General features: G+C 57.7%; 19 protein-coding genes and 1 tRNA gene. 6 read left to right on the forward strand and 14 right to left on the reverse strand.

What is annotated here, in order from left to right:
• Positions 1 to 100: 100 nt before the first annotated feature.
• On the reverse strand, positions 101 to 1,066 hold the full coding sequence (gene trxA, locus PMI09_RS13320) for a thioredoxin (protein ID WP_007794434.1): 966 nt from the start codon (positions 1,064 to 1,066) through the stop codon (positions 101 to 103).
• A gap of 53 nt (positions 1,067 to 1,119) precedes the next feature.
• Positions 1,120 to 1,629 carry a prolyl-tRNA synthetase associated domain-containing protein gene (locus PMI09_RS13325; RefSeq protein ID WP_007794436.1) on the reverse strand — a complete coding sequence of 170 codons (510 nt, stop codon included), beginning with the start codon at positions 1,627 to 1,629 and terminating at the stop codon, positions 1,120 to 1,122.
• A gap of 254 nt (positions 1,630 to 1,883) precedes the next feature.
• On the opposite strand from PMI09_RS13325, the gene PMI09_RS13330 reads away from it, so the two are divergent.
• The 3 genes from PMI09_RS13330 to PMI09_RS13335 all read left to right on the forward strand — a co-directional run bounded on the left by PMI09_RS13330 (position 1,884) and on the right by PMI09_RS13335 (position 4,280).
• A tRNA-Gly gene (locus PMI09_RS13330) sits at positions 1,884 to 1,958 on the forward strand.
• 522 nt (positions 1,959 to 2,480) lie between these two features.
• Entirely contained in the window at positions 2,481 to 2,654 is a 174-nt protein-coding gene (locus PMI09_RS31355; RefSeq protein WP_007794440.1) for a hypothetical protein, read from the forward strand.
• 30 nt (positions 2,655 to 2,684) lie between these two features.
• Positions 2,685 to 4,280 (forward strand): hypothetical protein, encoded by a 1,596-nt coding sequence (locus PMI09_RS13335; RefSeq protein WP_007794443.1) that lies wholly within the window; start codon positions 2,685 to 2,687, stop codon positions 4,278 to 4,280.
• Between the two features lie 185 nt (positions 4,281 to 4,465).
• Here PMI09_RS13335 and PMI09_RS13340 read toward each other — a convergent pair whose 3' ends face one another.
• The 4 genes from PMI09_RS13340 to PMI09_RS13355 are packed head-to-tail and all read right to left on the reverse strand — an operon-like array spanning position 4,466 to position 10,961.
• Entirely contained in the window at positions 4,466 to 5,218 is a 753-nt protein-coding gene (locus PMI09_RS13340) for a M48 family metallopeptidase (RefSeq protein ID WP_007794445.1), read from the reverse strand.
• 1 nt (position 5,219) lies between these two features.
• Positions 5,220 to 8,234 (reverse strand): type I restriction endonuclease subunit R, encoded by a 3,015-nt coding sequence (locus PMI09_RS13345; RefSeq protein WP_007794449.1) that lies wholly within the window; start codon positions 8,232 to 8,234, stop codon positions 5,220 to 5,222.
• Between the two features lie 8 nt (positions 8,235 to 8,242).
• On the reverse strand, positions 8,243 to 9,481 hold the full coding sequence (locus PMI09_RS13350; RefSeq protein WP_007794452.1) for a restriction endonuclease subunit S: 1,239 nt from the start codon (positions 9,479 to 9,481) through the stop codon (positions 8,243 to 8,245).
• The gene (locus PMI09_RS13355; RefSeq protein ID WP_007794458.1) at positions 9,471 to 10,961 is read right to left on the reverse strand and encodes a type I restriction-modification system subunit M; all 1,491 of its coding nucleotides are present in this window, start codon (positions 10,959 to 10,961) and stop codon (positions 9,471 to 9,473) included. The genes PMI09_RS13350 and PMI09_RS13355 overlap by 11 nt, the downstream gene beginning before the upstream one ends.
• Before the next feature lie 212 nt (positions 10,962 to 11,173).
• Between PMI09_RS13355 and PMI09_RS32535 the strand changes: the two genes are divergently transcribed.
• Positions 11,174 to 11,296: a hypothetical protein gene (locus PMI09_RS32535; RefSeq protein WP_007794460.1), complete on the forward strand. Its 123-nt coding sequence runs from the start codon at positions 11,174 to 11,176 to the stop codon at positions 11,294 to 11,296.
• Positions 11,297 to 11,305: 9 nt separating this feature from the next.
• Here PMI09_RS32535 and PMI09_RS13360 read toward each other — a convergent pair whose 3' ends face one another.
• On the reverse strand, positions 11,306 to 11,941 hold the full coding sequence (locus PMI09_RS13360; protein WP_007794462.1) for a DUF429 domain-containing protein: 636 nt from the start codon (positions 11,939 to 11,941) through the stop codon (positions 11,306 to 11,308).
• 285 nt (positions 11,942 to 12,226) lie between these two features.
• On the opposite strand from PMI09_RS13360, the gene PMI09_RS13365 reads away from it, so the two are divergent.
• Complete coding sequence (locus PMI09_RS13365; protein WP_007794465.1) at positions 12,227 to 12,547, forward strand: helix-turn-helix transcriptional regulator; 321 nt, start codon at positions 12,227 to 12,229, stop codon at positions 12,545 to 12,547.
• Positions 12,548 to 12,905: 358 nt separating this feature from the next.
• On the opposite strand, the gene PMI09_RS13370 is transcribed toward PMI09_RS13365, so the two are convergent.
• The 6 genes from PMI09_RS13370 to PMI09_RS13400 all read right to left on the reverse strand — a co-directional run bounded on the left by PMI09_RS13370 (position 12,906) and on the right by PMI09_RS13400 (position 17,894).
• Positions 12,906 to 13,589, reverse strand: coding sequence for a recombinase family protein (locus tag PMI09_RS13370; protein WP_007794468.1), 684 nt, complete (start codon positions 13,587 to 13,589; stop codon positions 12,906 to 12,908).
• A 100-nt stretch (positions 13,590 to 13,689) separates the two neighbouring features.
• Complete coding sequence (locus PMI09_RS13375) at positions 13,690 to 14,034, reverse strand: hypothetical protein (RefSeq protein WP_007794471.1); 345 nt, start codon at positions 14,032 to 14,034, stop codon at positions 13,690 to 13,692.
• A complete protein-coding gene (locus tag PMI09_RS13380; RefSeq protein ID WP_007794473.1) occupies positions 14,027 to 14,593 on the reverse strand; it encodes a terminase small subunit in 567 nt (188 codons plus the stop codon). Before PMI09_RS13380 ends, PMI09_RS13375 begins: the two co-directional genes overlap by 8 nt.
• Positions 14,594 to 14,725: 132 nt before the next feature.
• Positions 14,726 to 15,376: a hypothetical protein gene (locus tag PMI09_RS13385; protein WP_007794475.1), complete on the reverse strand. Its 651-nt coding sequence runs from the start codon at positions 15,374 to 15,376 to the stop codon at positions 14,726 to 14,728.
• A gap of 119 nt (positions 15,377 to 15,495) precedes the next feature.
• Positions 15,496 to 16,068 carry a zinc finger-like domain-containing protein gene (locus PMI09_RS13390; RefSeq protein ID WP_007794477.1) on the reverse strand — a complete coding sequence of 191 codons (573 nt, stop codon included), beginning with the start codon at positions 16,066 to 16,068 and terminating at the stop codon, positions 15,496 to 15,498.
• Positions 16,069 to 16,670: 602 nt separating this feature from the next.
• Complete coding sequence (locus PMI09_RS13400; RefSeq protein WP_007794483.1) at positions 16,671 to 17,894, reverse strand: virulence-associated E family protein; 1,224 nt, start codon at positions 17,892 to 17,894, stop codon at positions 16,671 to 16,673.
• A gap of 44 nt (positions 17,895 to 17,938) precedes the next feature.
• Here PMI09_RS13400 and PMI09_RS13405 point away from each other — a divergent pair, with 44 nt between their 5' ends.
• On the forward strand, positions 17,939 to 18,190 hold the full coding sequence (locus PMI09_RS13405; RefSeq protein WP_157213372.1) for a hypothetical protein: 252 nt from the start codon (positions 17,939 to 17,941) through the stop codon (positions 18,188 to 18,190).
• Positions 18,191 to 18,291: 101 nt separating this feature from the next.
• Here PMI09_RS13405 and PMI09_RS13410 read toward each other — a convergent pair whose 3' ends face one another.
• Positions 18,292 to 18,522 (reverse strand): hypothetical protein, encoded by a 231-nt coding sequence (locus tag PMI09_RS13410; RefSeq protein ID WP_007794490.1) that lies wholly within the window; start codon positions 18,520 to 18,522, stop codon positions 18,292 to 18,294.
• Positions 18,523 to 18,572 lie beyond the last annotated feature (50 nt).

Genomic DNA, 18,572 nt, shown 5'->3' on the forward strand with positions numbered 1-18,572 from the left:
TGCATTGCCAGCGGGCGCGACACGATGCGCCCGCACAAACGGAAATGTGGGGCCCGCCTCCAAAAACACAAGGGCGGCGGGTCGAAACTTGAAGTCCGAATTATGAAAACAGCATAGCGGAGAGCTTGCGCCGCGCCGAGACCGTAACAGGATCCTTGAAGCCCCAGACATCAAAGAACTGCAAGAGCTGACGGCGTGCGCCATCGTCGTCGAAAGCCCGGTCCTTGCGCATGATGTAAAGCAGATGCTCTGCCGATTCTTCGCGCCGACCCTCGACGTTGCGGATCTTGGCAAGTTTCAGCCGGGCTTCGTGATCGTCCGGATTTCGCGCCAAATCCTGCTCCAAAGCAACTGGATCACCGAGCTTGCGCGCTTCCTCAATCTGATCGAGCTTCTTCGACACGGCCTGGATTGCCGGGTCCTTCGCCATTTCCTCCGGCAATTCTGTCAGCGCCTCACGCGCACGCTCATGCTGGTTTGCGGCAATCATGCATTCCGCCATTCCCGCCAACGCCTTGGCATTCTCGGGATCGGCCTGCATGACGGCGCCGTAAAGCTGGGCGGCGCCGTTGATGTCGCCGGATGCCAACAGCTCGTCAGCCTCCTTGAGGACACCTTCGATTTCGGCCGCCTGGTCGGCGCCGGCCGGACCGGCGATACGATCGATGAACTGATTGATCTGGCTCTCCGGCACAGCGCCCATGAAGCCATCGGCAGGGCGACCGCCGACGAAGGCGATCACGGCCGGAATCGACTGGATGCCGAGCTGCCCGGCGATCGAGGGGTGGTCGTCGATGTTCATCTTGACCAGCTTGACGCGCCCTTGCGCTTCATTGACGACCTTTTCGAGCACTGGGGTCAGTTGCTTGCAGGGCCCACACCAGGGTGCCCAGAAATCGACGAGAACCGGCTGGTTGCGCGATTCCTCGATGACATCCTTTGTAAAATTCGCGGTCGTCGTATCCTTGATGTAACCGCCCGCACCGGGGGCTGGGGCCGCTCCATAATTTGCAGTCGCCGTCATCTGACCAATGGAATTGCTGTAAGGATTGTCGTTGCCGCTCATGGATATCTCCCGCCGTGCCGGTCAGCCGGCTTTTCTAGCGCTAAAATCGTATGTCAGGACGTCACTTTCAAGACAAGCGGCTTATGCCCCGTCGCTTCCATAAAGCGAATAAGATCGCTGCTTGCGATCGATGTCGTGGCATCATTGGACAGCGGATGGCAATTGATGATCGCGTCTTCCATCAGATCGGCATCAAGAACGAACGTTACGTTTCCGCCCGTATCATTGATGGCCCCAAAAGCCGTGACAGCCCCGGGGACGACACCAAGATACTCCATCAGCTTTTCCGGCTTTCCGAACGAGACCTTGCTGGCGGCGCCGATCAGCGTGTGCACCGTTTTCAGATCCACCGCCGCGTTCTCCTCCACCGTCAGCAGGAAGAACTGATCCTTCTTGTCTTTGACGAAGAGATTTTTCGTATGGCCGCCAGGAATCTCGTCACGCAGCGCGACCGATTCGGCAACCGTGAAGACGGGTGCATGGCTTTTGGTGCTGTGCTTGATATCCAGACCATCGAGAAAGGCAAAAAGGTCATCTCTGGTCTTCGGCGTCGCGTCGGTCATCGTAAAATCCATGCGGTCGGGAGGAGCGATAGGGTGCCTGATTACGTCCCGCCGCCGTCTTTTGCAACGCCCGGAGTTGACGCTTTACCCTGCATTTGCGGCGCTTCCGATGACTTCAAACGAGGTTCGAGAATTTTTCTTCGAATTTCCGTCATTTCCCTGTTGCATTTGAAAATCGTTTGGGCGATATAGCGCCCGTCGCCGCAAGGTGGCGCCCACGGTCCTCACAACTACCCCGGACCGATGCGGATTGAGCGGGTGTAGCTCAGGGGTAGAGCACAACCTTGCCAAGGTTGGGGTCGAGGGTTCAAATCCCTTCGCCCGCTCCAGTTTTATCATGAAAATCAATGCGTTAGCCGCGACGGTGTCGTGGCGTTTTGCGCGATGGATATTCGTGTCGCCACAGTGTCGCCACCATTCGGGGCCCGCAAACGCAAACCGATCGACGTCAATCACTGTAACTGTTGAGCGCTAACAGCTCCAACCTGGGGCTCGCGCGGACAGGCGCCGCGCGGTCGATCGGGTCCGAAATAGTCAGGGCGGGTTCGCTGCCGAGCAGCGGGCGGTCGAAAGTCAAAGCCGAGATTTGGCGAGGTGGCTCTAACCTTCCATTAGGCGAGACCACTGTCCTCGTGCTGACACGATGCGAGGCTCCGCTCTCGCGACAGCGGTACAAAGTGGAAATTGCATTCGTGTCAAGGATTTTAGTAGATTATTTGCATCTATTGTGCATACTGCACTGAACAATTTCGTACCTAACGCGTTGATTTTAAAGCAAATACTGATTTTCCCACATAGGGAAAGATGAGTCAGATCAACGGTTTAGAAGCATTACCTTTGGGAGCGGTGTCATGGAACTGAAGCGAATCAACGATTCTGCGCAGCGAAATCAGCCTAAACCTGGGCAGCAAGTAGTCGCCAATTTTGACACGCGGATTTCGACTGAAACCGTCGAAGCGCTGAAGCAGGTTGATGCCAACATTCGTGCGGCTGAACAGAAAGCCGGGCATCTCCTGGTTGCTTGACAGCGCACTGCGCTTAGAAGAAGTCCTTCAATGACCGTAAGTGCAGTTTTGCTCGATGCTGATGGTTGGACACAGCTTGAGGGCATTCTCAACGATAATCAATTAAACCCACATTTAACGCTGAAGCTCATAGAGCAGCTGCGTGCGGTCGGCGTCCAAACCTTCTTGATGGAAGACGAGTATATCGATCGCGATTTCACTGATGCTTTCGCGGCATACTATGCTCGCCTTTTTAAGCGGCACAGCAAGATTTGTCGCAGGATACATTTTTTCTGCCAGGATCTATCGGCCGTCCTGAATAGTCCAACGGACGCCGCGATGGCGCAGGCGCTCGAAGGATGTCAGGGCGATTACGCTGGATTCATTATCCTTCGGCCCGTGCACCAAGCGCCAATTGCGACAGCAGTTCTCCGCACGCCTCTTCCACCAACGGGGTACGAGGCCCATCCGCTTGTCAAAGCGAAATATTATGTCCATCTGCTTGGTGCTCAGCTTGTAATTGACGCGTTTCCTATGACGCAACAAGACCAAAGGATTGGAGCGTGCGCACAAGCCGCTATTTGGTCGGCAGCCAGACACTTCCACGCACGATACAGCGGGCCGTGGGTCTCGATGGTCAGCATAACGGAAGCCGCCATGACGCAGGAGGTATTCTCCGTTAGCTCGACACTTCCGAATGGATCGGAATTTCTCAGCTTGAGCGGGATGGTGTCAGCTCTACGTGTTTCTGGGCGGAAGCCACTGATTTACATGGCAGATGATCCGGTGACCTTCCTTTGGCAAGGAATGCGACCCGCAGATGTCATAAATCGCTACGTCGATTCTGGTATCCCGGTTATTGTTGGACTTGGTTTCCCCGGCCAGAATGTCGGCCACGCTGTGATCGCCTCGGGGCAAGTCTTCTCACAGCAAGTGCCAGCAGCGCTCCCTCCACGCCCGACTAGGGCGGCTTTCTGTTCGGCTTTCTATATCAATGACGATCAGCGCGGTCCAAACCTGAGAATGCCAGTGACAACTGGTGATGCTATCGGCGAAACGACTTACAGTGTCGGAGGCAATGTCCGCTTCTTGATCATACCATTGCCGGACAAGGTGTTTCTGCCAGCGGAGAAGGCTGAACTTTTCGCTTGGGACATATTGACCAAATACTCGAGTTCTTGGGCAGCCTTCAAAGCGGCTGCCCAACTGGGAACATCGGTGGCACTCGGTGACCAGTTCAACAGCGCACTGGCTGCCAACACTGTAGTCGCAAGAACGTACCTGACATACGGATGGAAGTACAAGCACCGCATGTTGCGCAACCGACTGACAGACGCAACGAAAGGCCTTCTTAATACCACTGAGCTGCCACGATATGTGTGGGTCACAGAGTTCGGGACGGTCGACTCCTTCGCCCCGAATGACATTTTCCAGCGACGTATCTTTGCCCATTGCGTAGTCGACGCTACCGCAAAAAACATGGGTGAAGACAGCTGCTTGTTCTTTCACGCTCCAGGCGCTGTTGTCCGAAGAGTGCATAGCGTTGACGACCCCTACGGCCCGTATGAGCGGTCAACGCACGCCATTAGCGATGACCAGAGCTACTATCCTAAGCTAAGAGGAAAGATTGATTTCGCCGGGTATTAGTTGACGCGGCCATTTCTTTCAGAACGTCCAACTCCGCCCTGCCGACACAATTCGAGAAGCATCTTAGCTTTACCTCGAAAACGTCCAAACCGTGATTTTCTGATACCTCGGGTACCGGCATGCCGTTACTTTGATACGCGTGGCCGCTTCCGCGAGCCTCACGCGCCATGAACTTCCCCACCTTTTCATTGGGAGGAAGTCGTAGGGCCCACCTTCGCCCACCCCAGCATGTGCTCGTTCTTGTCAAGCCAGGCCTTTCTCGCCTCCCAGTCCGGCAAGATCCGTCCCACCAGATTCCAGAACTCCGGCTCGTGATTGCGATGCCTGAGGTGGCACATCTCGTGGACGACTGCGTATTCGAGCACCGGCTTTGGGGCAAAGATCAGATGCCAATTGAGGTTAATCTGCCGATCCTGGCCGCAGCTGCCCCACATGTGTTGCTGGTCCTTGATCTGAAGCCCGCGTGGCTTCAGGCCGTGGCGCTCGCCGTGTCGGCGGACAAATTCTCGGGCATCATCACGCACCCGGCGCTTGAGCCAAAGCCGTAGCGCGCTCTCGATGATGGCATCGGCGGAGTCCAGCGATAGGTCCTGCGGTTTGCGGATGTAAAAGCCGTTGCGGAAGCTCACCTCGACCAGGGTTCCATCGAAGGGCTCGATAGTGAGCCTCGTCATCCGGCCGCGATAGGGAATCTTGGCGCCGGACACAAAGCGGTAGACACGCGTCTGTGCCATTGCACGCTCCTGCATGTGCTGGACGGTCTCGAGAATCCAGGCGCGACGACGCTGGAGCACTGCATCGATCTGGCTTTCGGTCGCCTGCTCCGGAACAAGGAGCTCGAACGAGTGCGGCGTGACGCTGAGACTGGCCTTCTTCGCCTTTGCGGAACGCCGGAGCGTATATTCGATCTCCCGCTCACCGATCCGAAACATTGGCATTTCACTGCTCCGCAAAATGCTTGAGCGCGTAGGCCTCGATCTCTTCCGGGATCTCCTTGAGCTGGGTCAATCCGGCTAGGTGCGCCATGGAGCGAACCTGCTGGCGCAGACTTTTGCGCAATCCATCTTTCTCCCACCAACCGGCAGGTGCGGTCGTCGGGTCGGTGTAGAGGCCTTCAAGCCGGATCGCCAGATCCTCGCCCTCTGGGCCTGACGTGAAGCCGTTGAGGATCTGCAGGATTCCGTAGGCGACGGGAGACAGGCCTGCCTCGACATGAGCCGCATCCTCAGCCGTGATGTCTTTCGCTAGTTCTTCCGCCGCTTTCAGCTTCTCTGACCAACTCAGCTGCGCGCTTTCCAACTTCTCCAGCAGCTGGCGCAGGCGTTCGGAGAATTTGCCATATTGATGCGGGCTGTCGTCGATCCGCTCGGTGACGGACTTGCGCAGCTCCGTCGTCTTGCGGATCGCTGCCGTCATCAGGTCTTCCTCAGTCTTGTCGGCCGGATCGAAATCCTCCCAGAACTCCGGATCGGTGATGTGGCGCAGCTTGACGGTCACGCTGAGACCCGTCGCCTCCAGATGCTTCTCCAGCATCTCCCGGATCTTCTCGCTGTAATTCATCTGGTCAAAGGCCTGGCGCTTCTCGAAGTGCTGCGTGCCATAGAGCAGGAAGTTGGCGACCCACTTCAGGTCAGCGGTGAATTCCAGAACGCTCGGGTCCGGGCTCAGCGTCTCATAGAGGGCGATGAAGCCGCGCGCCTTCGCCTTGAAGTCGAACCACTTGTCCTCCGTGCCGAGCAGCTTCACGAAAGCATCATATTCCGCCTTCAGCCCGTCCTTGTCGCTCGCCCTGCGTTTCAGCGACTTCTTCAGGGCGGCGACGGCAGAGTGTGCAGCCCGCAACTGGTTGCGCAGATCGTCCAGGTCGCGCATGGCATTCTTTACGTCGTCGGCGCGGTAGGAGGCGAGCGCTTCCTCAAGGTTTCCAGAGACGCCGATATAGTCGACGATCAAGCCATTGCGCTTATTGGCGTCGGAGACCCGATTGGTCCGAGCGATCGCCTGCAGCAGGCCATGCTCCTTGAGCGGCTTGTCGAGATACATCACGCTTTCGATCGGGCAGTCGAAGCCGGTCAAGAGCTTGTCGCAGACGATGAGAAATTGCGGGTCCTCGCCCTTCCGGCCGAATGCCTTCTTCACCAGCCTCTCGGCGTCGGCGTCGACATAGTGCGTCTTCAGCGCGTCGCGGATCGCCTGCTTGTGCGGATCCTCGCTCGGCTTACTGTCTTCCTGGCTGGTAGAATAGACGCAGGCCGACATGGCATCCGCGCGCGCCAGCGCTTCCGTGGCATCAATGCCCTCGTCCTTCAAGTCTTCGGCGATCACCTTGGTCAGCGACTGCTTGTAGAGGATGACGGCCTCGCGATCGATGGCGACGATCTGCGCCTTGAAACCGTCCGGCCGAGCATAGGCCTTGAAATGGGTCCATATGTCGTAGGCAATGAGCTCGATCCGGCGCGGATGCTTGACCAGATCTTCGATCCGGACGCCGCGCTTCTTGATCTCGTTCAGCTGGTCATCATCGAGCTCGGAAAACCAGGTGTCGAACAGGATGTCGATCTTGGCCTCGTCGATGTGCCAGTCAGTCTTGCGACCGGTATAGTAGATCGGCACGGTCGCGCCGTCGGCCACTGCGTCGTCGATGCCGTATTTATCGAGGTAGTTCTCGCCGACCACACCGAAATTGGCGTAGGTGTCCTTGTCGTCCTTCTTCACCGGCGTTCCGGTGAAGCCGAAGAAGCGCGCCTTTGGCAACGTGGCGCGCAGATAGGCGCCGAGATCCTTCTCCTGGGTCCGATGGGCCTCGTCAACCATGACGATCCAGTTCTCGGAATTCTCGATCGGCTCCTTCGAACCCTGGAACTTGAAGATGGTCGAGAGCGCCGTGTGCCCGTCCTTGCCGCTGCGGATCAGATCATGCAGATCCTTTATGCTCTCGATCGGTGTTGGGTTCGGCAGACCACAGGCAGCAAAGGTGCCGCTGATCTGGGTGTGCAGGTCGACGCGGTCGGTCAACACGAGAATGTTCGGATTGGTGAGAGCCTCAGACTGGATCGTCCGGTGCGTTTTCAGCTTCAGCGCGGCAAACGCCATGGTCAGAGACTTGCCGCTGCCCTGGGTGTGCCAGATCAAGCCCTGCCGGTGCTTGCCGTCCAGCACGCGCTCGACGACGCGGTTGACGGCGCGGAACTGTTGGTAGCGGCACATCTTCTTGATCGTGCCGTTCTCGGTCTTCTCGAAGACGATGTAGTGCGCAATGAAGTCGAGCAGTCGATTCGGCTCCAGCAGGCACCAGAGGCCCTTGGCGAGGCTGTCGGGAAAATCGGCCTCCAGTTTCGGCCAAGGGTCGCGCCACTCGGCGAAATATTTCGACCCTGAGCCGGTCGCGCCATAGAGCACCAGCGCTCCGTCGGTGACGATATTGAAGACATTGGAGAAGAACAGGCGCGGAATGTCCTGCTCATATTGCCGGATCTGCTCGAAGGCCTCACCGGTCTTGTCTTTTACATTCAGCGGGCTCTTGGCCTCGATCACGACCAGCGGAATGCCGTTGACGTAGACCACGACATCGGGCTTGCGCGTATTCTCCGCCTTCACCCGCAGCTGATGCGTCACGGAGAACCGGTTGTTGCCGGGGTTAAGAAAATCGATCACCCGCAGCGTCTGCCGGGTCTCCTGGCCGGTCACCTTGCGGGCATAATCGCCGCGCAGCACCTTCAGCCAGGTCTCGTTATCGCTGATTGTCGCCAGTTCCCCATAGGCGGCCTCAGCGGAGGCGCGGTCGATGCCGTTGATACGCATCAGCGCGTCGATCAGTTGCGGACGAAAGATAACCTGGTTCTCGCCATCGCGCAGGCCCGCGTGCTCTGCAATGGGCACGAAGCCGTAGCCCATCGCCTGGAGATGCTCCATCGCAGGACGTTCGGCAAAATGCCATTCGGGACCCTGGCTCATGGGCGTTCCTATTCCGCCGCCATGAGCAGGGTATCGGTGACGCGCTTGCGGCCGGTGATTAGGTCGGACATTAGAGAGGATTTTAGCCTCTGTTTGGCGGCTAAGTCAGTTTCCTGAGCGTTGAGATAATTCTGGTGAACAGCGCCGATTGCCACGATTTCACGCTGCTCCGCCAGCGCGGGTAGGCGAACAGGAAACTCCTTGACCTGGCTTGAGTTTATGGAAGCCAAATTGGTAGTTTGCTTCGAGCACGATTGGAAATATGCCTTCCCACCTTTTGACGCGGTCAGGAGCGCAAGAAATTCCGGGAGAATCTTGGCCCTATCAGCCCGCACTGCGAACACGTGGTTTTGATGTAGGCACGGGTCTACGGAGGCATCCCAGACGTCTCCTCGCCCCAACTTGTCGTAGTCGCCGCCCTCCGTCATCAACACGTCACCTTTCATAAGTCGATACCGTTCTACCTGACTACGGCTGACACGAATGGTCTGGAGGTCGGCCAAATCAACATAGCCATCCTGCACATTCGCAACTCGGAGGTATGGAAGTTCGACTGGATCTGCGATTTCTTTCTTGTTTTTTGCCATGCCAGTCCGCACGGCTGCAATTTCATGGAGCTGAACAACCTCCCACCCCTCCGGGATCTCCCCGATCTCCGTTTGCTTAAAGCGCGTATGGCCGATGCCACTGGTCAGCAGGCGTTCGAGCACGCCTTGCTTGACCTTCCTGGTTTGCTCCATCACCGCCCGCGTGGCCGCGATGGCATCATCGACACTGGACAGGATTTCGGCGATCCGGCGCTGTTCATGGAGTGGGGGGAGAGCGACTATATGTGTCTTCAATACACCCTTCTTAATATGTTTCATGGTGCTGCCATGCGACTGACCAGCAAGGCCTTCAACTTCATTCTGCAGGACATACAAAAGCCAATCGGGATGCACGAACTCGGCAGGCACTACCTTAAAAATATGTTGGTTTAAAATGCCTGGACCTCTGGACCACTTCATGATCGACAATGTAGCAGACCATGAGAACAGAATGTCCCCGTCGTATACCAGGTGACCGTCATCCAGATCGTCGCCCGGATACAAATTGTATACGGCTTCCGGGTTGGTCATGTTTGCGATTCGAATGATTGGCAATCCACTGGTTGACCAATCCGTCGGCTTAAAAGCGCGACCATTGATGTAGCTCGCCAGCTCAGAAAGGGCCTCCGTCCGCCACCCCTCAGGCACATCACGCAACATAGCCAAGCTCCCCTAGAAAGCCCATCATCCGCGCTTCCGCCGCATCCCGCTCGGCCTGAAGCTCGACAAGCTTTTCCACTTCCGCCGCGACATCGACCTCTTCCGCCTGCTCGCCGAGATGCACATAACGGCTGATATTGAGATTGAAGTCGTTCGCTTCGATCTCGCTCACCGGCACGACCCGAGCCAGCCGCTCGACATCGGCAAAATCGCAATAGGCTTTCGCCAGCGTGGCGACATTGGCCTCCGACAGATGGTTTTGCGCCTTGCCTTCGACGAAATGCTCGGCCCCGTTGACGATCATGATCTGGCCCTTGCGCGCCGCACACTTCGTCTTGCGCAGGATCAGGATGCAGGCGGGAATGCCCGCGCCATAAAACAGGTTGGGCGCAAGGCCAATGACGGCCTCGATCAGATCATCCCGGATCAGCCCCTCGCGGATCTTACCCTCCGCGCCGCCGCGAAACAGCACGCCATGCGGCAGCACCACGCCGCAGACGCCGTCTGCCTTCAGGCTTGCCACCATGTGCTGCACGAAGGCGAGATCGCCGTAGGACTTCGGCGGGCAGCCATAGCGGTCGCGACCATAGGCATCACCCTGGCTCCAGACATCATAGCCCCAGCTTTTCAGCGAAAACGGTGGGTTGGCCAGCACACGGTCGAAGGTCCGCATTGCCTTCACACCCTCCCCGGTCAGATGCCTGGGTTCCAGTAGCGTATCGCCGCGCGCCACCTGGGCGTCGTCGATATCGTGCAGGAAGAGGTTCATCTGGCAGATCGCCCAGGTGTTGAGGTTCTTCTCCTGGCCGAATAGCGACAAGCTTTTCGGATTCTTGCCCTGCCGCTCCAGATGATGCACAGCCTCCAGCAGCATGCCGCCCGAGCCGCAGGTCGGGTCGTAGATCGACATGCCTTCTTTCGGCTCCAGGCATTCGACGATCAGCCGCACGACCATCTTCGGCGTATAGAACTCGCCGCCCTTCTTGCCAGCATCGTCTGCGAATTGAGCGATCAGATACTCATAGGCCTGCCCGAGCACATCCGGCTCGACATCGGAATTGCGCAGCCGGTAGGTCTCGAAATGCTGAAGCAGCTTTTCCAGCATGGCATCCGGAAAGCGCTCCTTGTTGTTGAAGTCGACATCCTGGAACACACCGCGCAGGCGCATGTTCGCATCTTCAATGGCGCGGAAGGCAGCATTCAGATGCGTTCCGATGTCGGTCGTGTGCTTGCGCACGTCCTTCCAAAAATGACCCTTCGGAATATCGAAACGATGCTCGTCGGGATCAGCTGCGAGCTCGGCGTCGTGATAGCGCGCCAGGCGCTCCTCATACTCCTCCTCCCAGACGTTCGACAGGCGTTTGAAGAAAAGGAGCCCGAAGATGTAGTGCTTATAATCGCCCGAATCGATCGATCCGCGCAGGATATCCGCCGCCCGCCAGAGATGGTTCTCCAGCTGCGACAAAGTCAGAGTCGTCACTTTATGCAATCCCCATCATAATTCCCGCCGACCCTAGCAGATCATCGCGCGCTGACAATCCGTCTTGCCAATGCAAGACTGTTGATCCAAAGCGTTTCGGGAAGGGAAACCAGCTGAGAACGATACGAATTACAGGTATCTGAATACCGATCTTGATACTTGCCTAACCTAAATGTCCAAGTGTTCCAGCGATGGCCGGAGCAGGCTGTTTTATGATTCGTTCTTGTTGCGTGACCGAAGACGACGAAGTCTGTACGGGCCTGCTTCATCTCACCAAGTCGGTGGCGGAAGCCTCCGGCGACGTCGAGAATATTTCGTTTGGCTTCTTCGGTTGATAGTCTTCCTCACTCATTGGGATCTCCCGGTTCCTCGCGCACTTCGGGCCAAAAATAGCAGACCGGCCCCGCCGGAAAGATCATGTCGGGGGAACTCGGCTCGCACAGATCGCGCCAATTGTTGAGAATGCCTTCTCGGGCGGCCCAAGCAGATATGAGGGCGTCCAGTTCATGCTCGTTTCGGATTTCGCAAGCAGAAAGCTTTGTTCTCGTCATGAACCATTCGAATGCGAGAGGTATGTCTGTTTTCGTATATCTTGCTCCGCGAAGCGCGTGAAACAGCACCTTCGGATGTGTTTCGGTCAGCACTATGTCCGGCCAACGTCGCCGCAAACGAATGGCTAAGCCGACCCCTCCCACCGCCATTGCACCGAAAAGCGAGTTGGGCGACATAACGCTCGAAATCGCATCGGGATAAGCGATTTTGAGAAAATTGTCTGCGTGCCGCCAGCCCGACGGGCCGTCCGACCAATGGAGCAACGTGTCGATACCCGCCGCGAAAGGCGGTTCGTCCCCGGATTGAGTAATCGCCCATTGCAGCGCTTCGGCTACCGAGCTTTTTGTCGTGACAGATATTGACGACGGGCCGAGCGCGCAACATCCGAACCCTTTTGCGCCACCGGGATCAAAGCCAAGAAATATCATTCGCCCTACTTTCCAAATAGGCCGTCGAAATCGATGCGCGCGAAATTCGACTGAGCCTTTGTTCGACGATTGCCATTCTTCGCCAAGATGCACAACGCTTTTAGGGAGGCGTTGGAGCTTGGGTCGCCGTTCTTAACTACCGCTGGACGGCGGGAGCGAACCCGTTCCAATATGGCGGCGGCTCAAACCATAGCAGCCACCGTCAACCGTCCGTAGCTGATGACGTGCCATCGGTCCGGACCATTTTGAGCCGTACACAAAACTATCAAATCGTATGGAAGACAAATGCCCAACAAGGAAGATAGGTATTCGTATCCCCCGCGCGGCATGTCGCGGGAGGTTGCCGCCCGTTATATTGGCGTCGGTGAAACGACGTTCGACAAGCTTGTGGCGGAGGGCCGGATGCCGAAGCCAAAGCGAGTAGGCGGCCGGGTGATCTGGGATCGCCACGAGATCGAGGCGTCCTTCGAAGACCTCGAAGAAGAGAACAGCCTTCAAAGATTGGTTGATGCATCGCGGGCTGCAAAGACCCACGTAGAACAAGCGAGAGCGAGAAACGAAGCAATGGCTAAATATGGCTTAGACGCATTCCTGCAGGCATCGTGAAGGTCGACAGTGCCGCAGGAGGATTTGGGGCCATACATACCGGAGGGCAGTGTCGATGTCCGCGCAAGCGCGATGACGCGACAACAGCGCCGTGATGAGGCAGATGCTATTCGCCGCGCTCAATTGAAGGCAGCAAAAAGACCGAGAATTAACGTCGCCGACCTCCGATATACTAAAAAATCTCTGACCTGCGGTTCTGAAATCGCTCTGCATCGCACCCCTTGGCTGGACCTGTTTGCAACAAGTCGCTGTAGACCAAATTTTGTGAGAAGAGTGGGCCCCTTTTTGTCCCCCTACCCCCGCCCGTCGAACGACCCCCGGAGGGCGGGTGGCGACCCACCATGGCGTTGCCCCCTCGCTAGGCTCGCTGCTCTGGTGCAGCACCCTCCATGCGCTTGATAAGGCGCGTTACTGCCTTTGCATCCCAGTTGCCGCCACTCGGCGTGGCAATCCCACTTGCAGTAAGCCTATCGGCCACCTGCCGGAATGATAGGCCTTCACCCAGAAACGCCCTTACGATTGGATAGGTCTTCGTTGCGAAGCTCATGGCATCGTGAGCGCGTTGTATATTAGCATTCTGCAAAGAACCATCGCGATAGCCGCCAAGCTTGACCCCGCGCTCTTTGGCAGCGGCAAGTGCGGCCTTGGTGCGCTGGCTGATGAACCGGCGCTCCTGCTCTGCGAGCGCGGCATATATGTGCAGTTGGAATTCGTCGGCATCCGGCATGACAGCAACTTTGAAGTGGATCGACTTCATGAGGGTGGCGATATCAGCGACATCGCGGCTCAGACGGTCGAGCTTGGCGACCAGCAACACAGCCTTTTCCTTCATCACCAGCTTGAGCGCCTTCTGGAATTCCGGGCGCGACGTATCGGCACCGGACCCGACATCAGAGAAACGACCGATGACCTCGCCATCACGGTTATCGAGGAAGAGAGCAATGTCGCGCTCTTGAGCATCCAAGCCCAGCCCCGACCTGCCTTGCTCCTTGGTCGAAACGCGGGTGTAAACGACAAACTTGATGGGCTTTTTGGCGTTCATTGGCGGTTTCCATCATTAGATGTCTCACATATGCATACCAATATCCTCCAGTGTGGCACGTGTCAACGATCGTTGCGTGCGCCACGCCGGTTGAGGACCATCAGTGAACGGTGGCGTTTTCTCGCTCTGCCGCGATCAGTTCCATGCGGCAGCGGCGCAGACCGGCAACGGTCGCTGAGACCCTTGCGGCATCTTCCGGGATGAAGCGGTGCACGAGTGGGCCAATTGTCTCGCAAACTTCAATGATGCGGTCGATGGAAGGCGGAACGGGACGGATCGGGCAAACGTGCTCAATGCGCCATGCGCACTTCAGCGCTCGGACAGCGGAAACCCTGTTGCCACTCGCTTCCGCTAGATCGGCCAACCTTCGAAGATCAGCAACAACGCCTTCACGGGTGACCTGTGGAGGTTTTGCCTTCCGGCTTGCCATTAAGTCGTTATTCAATGTCTATCGCTCCTCTAGCCCGTATCTGGGCTGCGTCGGCATCCCATGTGATGGATGGGGCCGCTACGGCACCACTGTTCAGTTTCCGCTTCTCTGCGGTCGAGCGCTTGGAACCGACAATTGCGGGCCGTGGGCCGCTTCCGCCCCCGAATTGCGCCGTCCATTCCGCTTCGGATAATTCGAGGGTTCTTGTCGGTAAAGGTGCGGGCTTATGCAGGACACTCACCTCTGACCGTTCCACCACCAATCCAAGCAACCGCGCTTGGGCGTTGATGGCGGCCACCATAGCCGCCGGATTTCGGCATTCCCTCGCAAAAGCAATGGTTTCGTCGAGGTCGCTGACCAGACTTTCGACTGTTTTTACTGTCCTTTTTGCCGCCTGCCCCTTCAGTTCGGCGATGCGGTCGACCACCTTGGGGTTTCTCAGTAGCTTCGAGCCGTTCACCTCAGCAGTTTTGGTGGGGGCGTGATAGATCGAACCGTAAGCTCTGCTCGCGGCTTCACCCCGGCTGATGGCGCGGCAGAAAGCTTCATGGCGCTGGTTCGAAAGCGGTGGCATGGCGTCAAAATACTCCCTCCCGGGAAACTCGCCAAGGTCGACAGCAACTCCGGCCGCCTTCCGATATCGTTCGTCGTGCTGACCGTGTCACGAAAGCGATAGGCATCTGTTCCGGCCGCCATTAACGCCCCTTCAGCCGCCGATGTCACGGCTGATGTCACGGCTGGTTAAAAGGCGCTTGCGTCGAAGCCGCTGCCGACATGTGGCCGAGCAAGTCCTCGCATCGCTGCGGCTCGTCGAGAACGAACGGCCGCAACTGGCGCACGCCATACCGGCCCCGAGCGTGCCATTGTGGAAGAGCGGCAGGCCGTGATGCCGTCTGTCGAAACGATACCACGCGATGTTCTCTGTGCCGCCACCGCCAAACCACGCCTCCCGGCCAGCGGCAACGATATCCGAGCAGTGTCGGAGATATGGCCGCGCGTAGGCGACATGCGCGAAGTCGGCCGGGAGTAGCAACCAGACGCTCGGCGCTGCCGCGATGAAATGCTCGATGAGCGGCAAGAGCCGATCTCGGGAGAACGGTGGATTCGTCACCACAGGCATCGCGAAGCATGTCACTGCCAGGGCGTCCTGTCCGGTCGCGATATCCCCGGCCGAGGCGCAGGTGAAGCCGGCCTGCTGGAGGTGACCGATCAGCTTGCCGTTACCGGCGCAGGGTTCGGCGAAGTCACGGACGCCAGAGGCTCGCAGGAACGGGATGACCGGCAGCACCGATCGGAGCGGCGTGTCGTAAAGATCGCGCGCCGAGCGCTTGAAACGGCCACGGTATCGCTTACTCATCGTCCAGTCCTTTCCTATTTAGTCGTCGGCCGGAGACATGAGGGCACAAGCGCCTCATTCGAGCCGTCCCGCCTATTGCCACCGACGAGCGCGGAAATTGCCCGGCACCAGGTCATCCGTTAGCCCCATTTCTCGCGGAAGCGCTCTGAGTTGACAGCACTTTCGAAAACCCAAACGTAAAAGCCGCCAGCGTGGCGCAGAAATTCGCTGAACTCGCGAATGTCGCTGACATAGAGATCTCGATACCTCTGATGCTCGACGGTACCTAACCCGTTACAAGTAAAGCAAACCTGCTCAGCGGAGTGTGGTATTTCTCGTTGTTCTCTTGTGAGGACACCCGGCTCCTCGGACGGCTCGTCCATCTGGCGTCGGCGGCGGACCCCTGTCCCGTCACATGTGGAACATTCCGGGCGCGGACGTTCCGAAAAGTAGGCGTTTCGCCCGGCCACGTAATCCGCGACAGATCCGTCTTCGAGCAGCCCGTCAAGCCGATCAGCCAGCGTGAGGCACTGTTCGGCATCCCGGACATCGTCATCGTCGCTGAGCCACAATTTCTCGTCGCCAGCTTCAGCCGGAGCCAGAACTTGGATGCAGCGGACCAAGCTCGGCCAACAGCAACCTTGTCTATTTTCAAAAGCTTCGCCGACTCGTGCATCAGGATGGAGCCCCCCGACTGTTAGTTCGTCGCTCATGGTCTCATTCCTTTCATTAACCGGATCGTTGGCTCCGGCGTGCCGAAACTCAGTGGTGGGTGGGTTCGCGCATAAGGTTTTCAAGGTCCTCCTTGCTGGCCACACGGAGGCTGCCATCGGGTGCCGATATGAACGCCACGCATCGATCCAGTGAGGTAATCCCGGCCCTCCGCAAGGCGTGCCAAATGGCTTCGCGGAGATCCGGGTCGATGTCATTTAGTTTCTTCATTGCCTTTCCTCCTGCCGGATCGTCGGCTCCGGCGTTCCCAATCTGCTGCTTTGGAAAGTTGTAGAGAGGGGTGATTTTGGGTTGCCCTCTGCAGGCAGCCGCCATGTCGGGGGCCGCGCGCACAATGACAACCGTGAATGAAACCAAGCACTTGGTAAATGTTTCGCGCGGCAAATGTTGCTGCCTCGACGAGGGGATCGTAGGCACTCGAAGCCTTCGAACTGCAAAACACTTTTTCCCTGCGCATGTATGTGCGTATTTAATTAGAAATATGCCTACGTGTGCCTTCGCCATAAGGTAAGCATCCGAAATGAATGTGGAATTTAGCGAAGGCACCACCTTCTGGAGCCTTCGAAATGCCTTCGAAGAGCCTTCAATCATCTAGATTGTCCCTGTACCAGCGGGCGCGGCGGGTCAGAGGATCGTTTGTCTGCGCGCGGACCCATCCACAGGCCGTCAGCAAAGCACTGATTCGCCGCTGATCGCGTGTTCCGATTTCCTTGTCTTGAAAATTGAGGGCATTGCGGGCAACGCTCATCAGCTCGACATAACCATGCTCGCGGCTAAGATAATCGGCGATCGCCGCGAACCATGCGTCCTGCTCGTAGCGTCCCTCCTGCTCGGGCTTCGAGTGCGCAGCTTCGAACTCCTGATCGGGCCACCAGCAGCCGGACTGCTGATAGAAATGCACCGCCTCAGCAAAGAGTTGGTCCCGATCAGCGGCAAGCGCCTCACTGTCGATCCTGCCTGTCCTGACCGGCCAAAACCGTCTGCCCCCGGTCTCGTCTCGCAGATAGCCATCCTTGTTCGTCGTGCCGATGAGGATGCAGCGGCGCGGTTCATGTACCTCATTGCGGCCATAGGGCGGGCGATAGCGTTCGGTCGTCCGGCTGATGAAGGCTTTCAATGCCTCGCTTTCGGTTCTTGTGAGCGCCGACAGTTCCGACAGTTCGATGAGCCAGAGGCCGCGCAGATGCTGGCTGACGGCCTTGCTGTTGCGGATATCCGGCAGGCTGTCGCTGAACCACTCGCCGCCCAATATCCGGCAGGCCGTCGATTTCCTGGTTCCCTGCGCGCCTTCGAGAACCAGGAGATGGTCAGCCTGGCACCCTGGCTCGTATGCGCGGGCGATCATGGCCACGAGGAACATTTTGCCTATGGCCCTTGTGTATTCGCTTTCCTCAGCGCCGAGATAGAAGTGCAGCCAATTTTCGATGCGGGGCGTGCCGTCCCAAAATACGCTGTCGAGGTAGTCGCAGATAGGATCGAAGCTGTTTTCGCGGCTGACCAGATCAATCGCATCAGCGACAACACCGCGACCGATTGTGGGCAGGGCCTGCGTCTGTAGCCACTCCTGGACACTAAGCACATCGGCGTCGGTCAGCGGACGCGGCTCGAAAGCCGACAAGGCATCAGAGCCCGGCAATGGCGCTTGCACCATGACCGAACAAGCCAGTTCGTCATAGCAAAAGAGCCCTGAGAACTCCGATGCCTCGCGCAAGGCGACGAGTACGTTAGCGAGGTTTTCGAGAATATGACCATTGCCGTTCGACATAAGGTTTTTCCTCCAATCGCTGGAGAGATCGACGACGTTCATCTCCCGGTCCTCCTTTTTTGCGGCTGGGCTGGGACCGGATAGCCGTGCTGCCGACGATATTGTCGATAGTCGGCATAAAGCCGCTGCCACTGCCGCTCGATATCCTCAAGCAACGGATCGGGCGGCTCCGCTCGCTGCTCCATATCCTTCTGATACGTCGCCAGCAGCTTTCGGCGGCTCTGGATTTCCCGCTCGAAATCACGGCGGGACTGCTCAATATGTCGGATGAGCGCGTGCCGCTCGGTACGAGCTTGGAGTTCGAGATTGCGGCACATCCATGCACCACCCCTTCGTGATGCCACGTTGCGCGAGGTACGGTGCTGGATTATGCTTCCGGCCATTGGGATTGAGCCGGATGCATAACGAAGCCCGTCGCGACTAAGCGTGGCGGGCTTCGTTATGCGGCCTTAATGGGCAGTTCAGCCGTGGAGAATACCGGCTTGGACAGCTTCGATGCCACCCACGCGTCAAGCGCCCCTACCTCGTAATAGACTTCGCAGCCGACCTTCATAAAAGCTGGTCCGCCACCCTTGACCCGCAGGTTCCGCAAGGTCGCTGGTGTGCGCTTGATACCGTGTTGTTCCAGCAGGTAGTCCGACGCCGGACCATTGCTTCGGAGGAGTTTCATCTAATTTCTCCCGTTCTCCGCGATCCTCTCGCGTTGTCGGGAAGCAGTTT

This window comes from Rhizobium sp. CF122 (genome assembly GCF_000282035.1).
Lineage (GTDB): Bacteria > Pseudomonadota > Alphaproteobacteria > Rhizobiales > Rhizobiaceae > Rhizobium.

Coding starts and splice junctions, on each gene's coding strand:
- trxA (WP_007794434.1), bottom strand. CDS start 1,066: ATGAGCGGCAACGACAATCCTTACAGCAATTCCATTGGTCAGATGACG.
- PMI09_RS13325 (WP_007794436.1), bottom strand. CDS start 1,629: ATGACCGACGCGACGCCGAAGACCAGAGATGACCTTTTTGCCTTTCTC.
- PMI09_RS31355 (WP_007794440.1), top strand. CDS start 2,481: ATGGAACTGAAGCGAATCAACGATTCTGCGCAGCGAAATCAGCCTAAA.
- PMI09_RS13335 (WP_007794443.1), top strand. CDS start 2,685: ATGACCGTAAGTGCAGTTTTGCTCGATGCTGATGGTTGGACACAGCTT.
- PMI09_RS13340 (WP_007794445.1), bottom strand. CDS start 5,218: ATGCCAATGTTTCGGATCGGTGAGCGGGAGATCGAATATACGCTCCGG.
- PMI09_RS13345 (WP_007794449.1), bottom strand. CDS start 8,234: ATGAGCCAGGGTCCCGAATGGCATTTTGCCGAACGTCCTGCGATGGAG.
- PMI09_RS13350 (WP_007794452.1), bottom strand. CDS start 9,481: ATGTTGCGTGATGTGCCTGAGGGGTGGCGGACGGAGGCCCTTTCTGAG.
- PMI09_RS32535 (WP_007794460.1), top strand. CDS start 11,174: ATGATTCGTTCTTGTTGCGTGACCGAAGACGACGAAGTCTGTACGGGC.
- PMI09_RS13360 (WP_007794462.1), bottom strand. CDS start 11,941: ATGATATTTCTTGGCTTTGATCCCGGTGGCGCAAAAGGGTTCGGATGT.
- PMI09_RS13365 (WP_007794465.1), top strand. CDS start 12,227: ATGCCCAACAAGGAAGATAGGTATTCGTATCCCCCGCGCGGCATGTCG.
- PMI09_RS13370 (WP_007794468.1), bottom strand. CDS start 13,589: ATGAACGCCAAAAAGCCCATCAAGTTTGTCGTTTACACCCGCGTTTCG.
- PMI09_RS13380 (WP_007794473.1), bottom strand. CDS start 14,593: ATGCCACCGCTTTCGAACCAGCGCCATGAAGCTTTCTGCCGCGCCATC.
- PMI09_RS13385 (WP_007794475.1), bottom strand. CDS start 15,376: ATGAGTAAGCGATACCGTGGCCGTTTCAAGCGCTCGGCGCGCGATCTT.
- PMI09_RS13390 (WP_007794477.1), bottom strand. CDS start 16,068: ATGAGCGACGAACTAACAGTCGGGGGGCTCCATCCTGATGCACGAGTC.
- PMI09_RS13400 (WP_007794483.1), bottom strand. CDS start 17,894: ATGAACGTCGTCGATCTCTCCAGCGATTGGAGGAAAAACCTTATGTCG.
- PMI09_RS13410 (WP_007794490.1), bottom strand. CDS start 18,522: ATGAAACTCCTCCGAAGCAATGGTCCGGCGTCGGACTACCTGCTGGAA.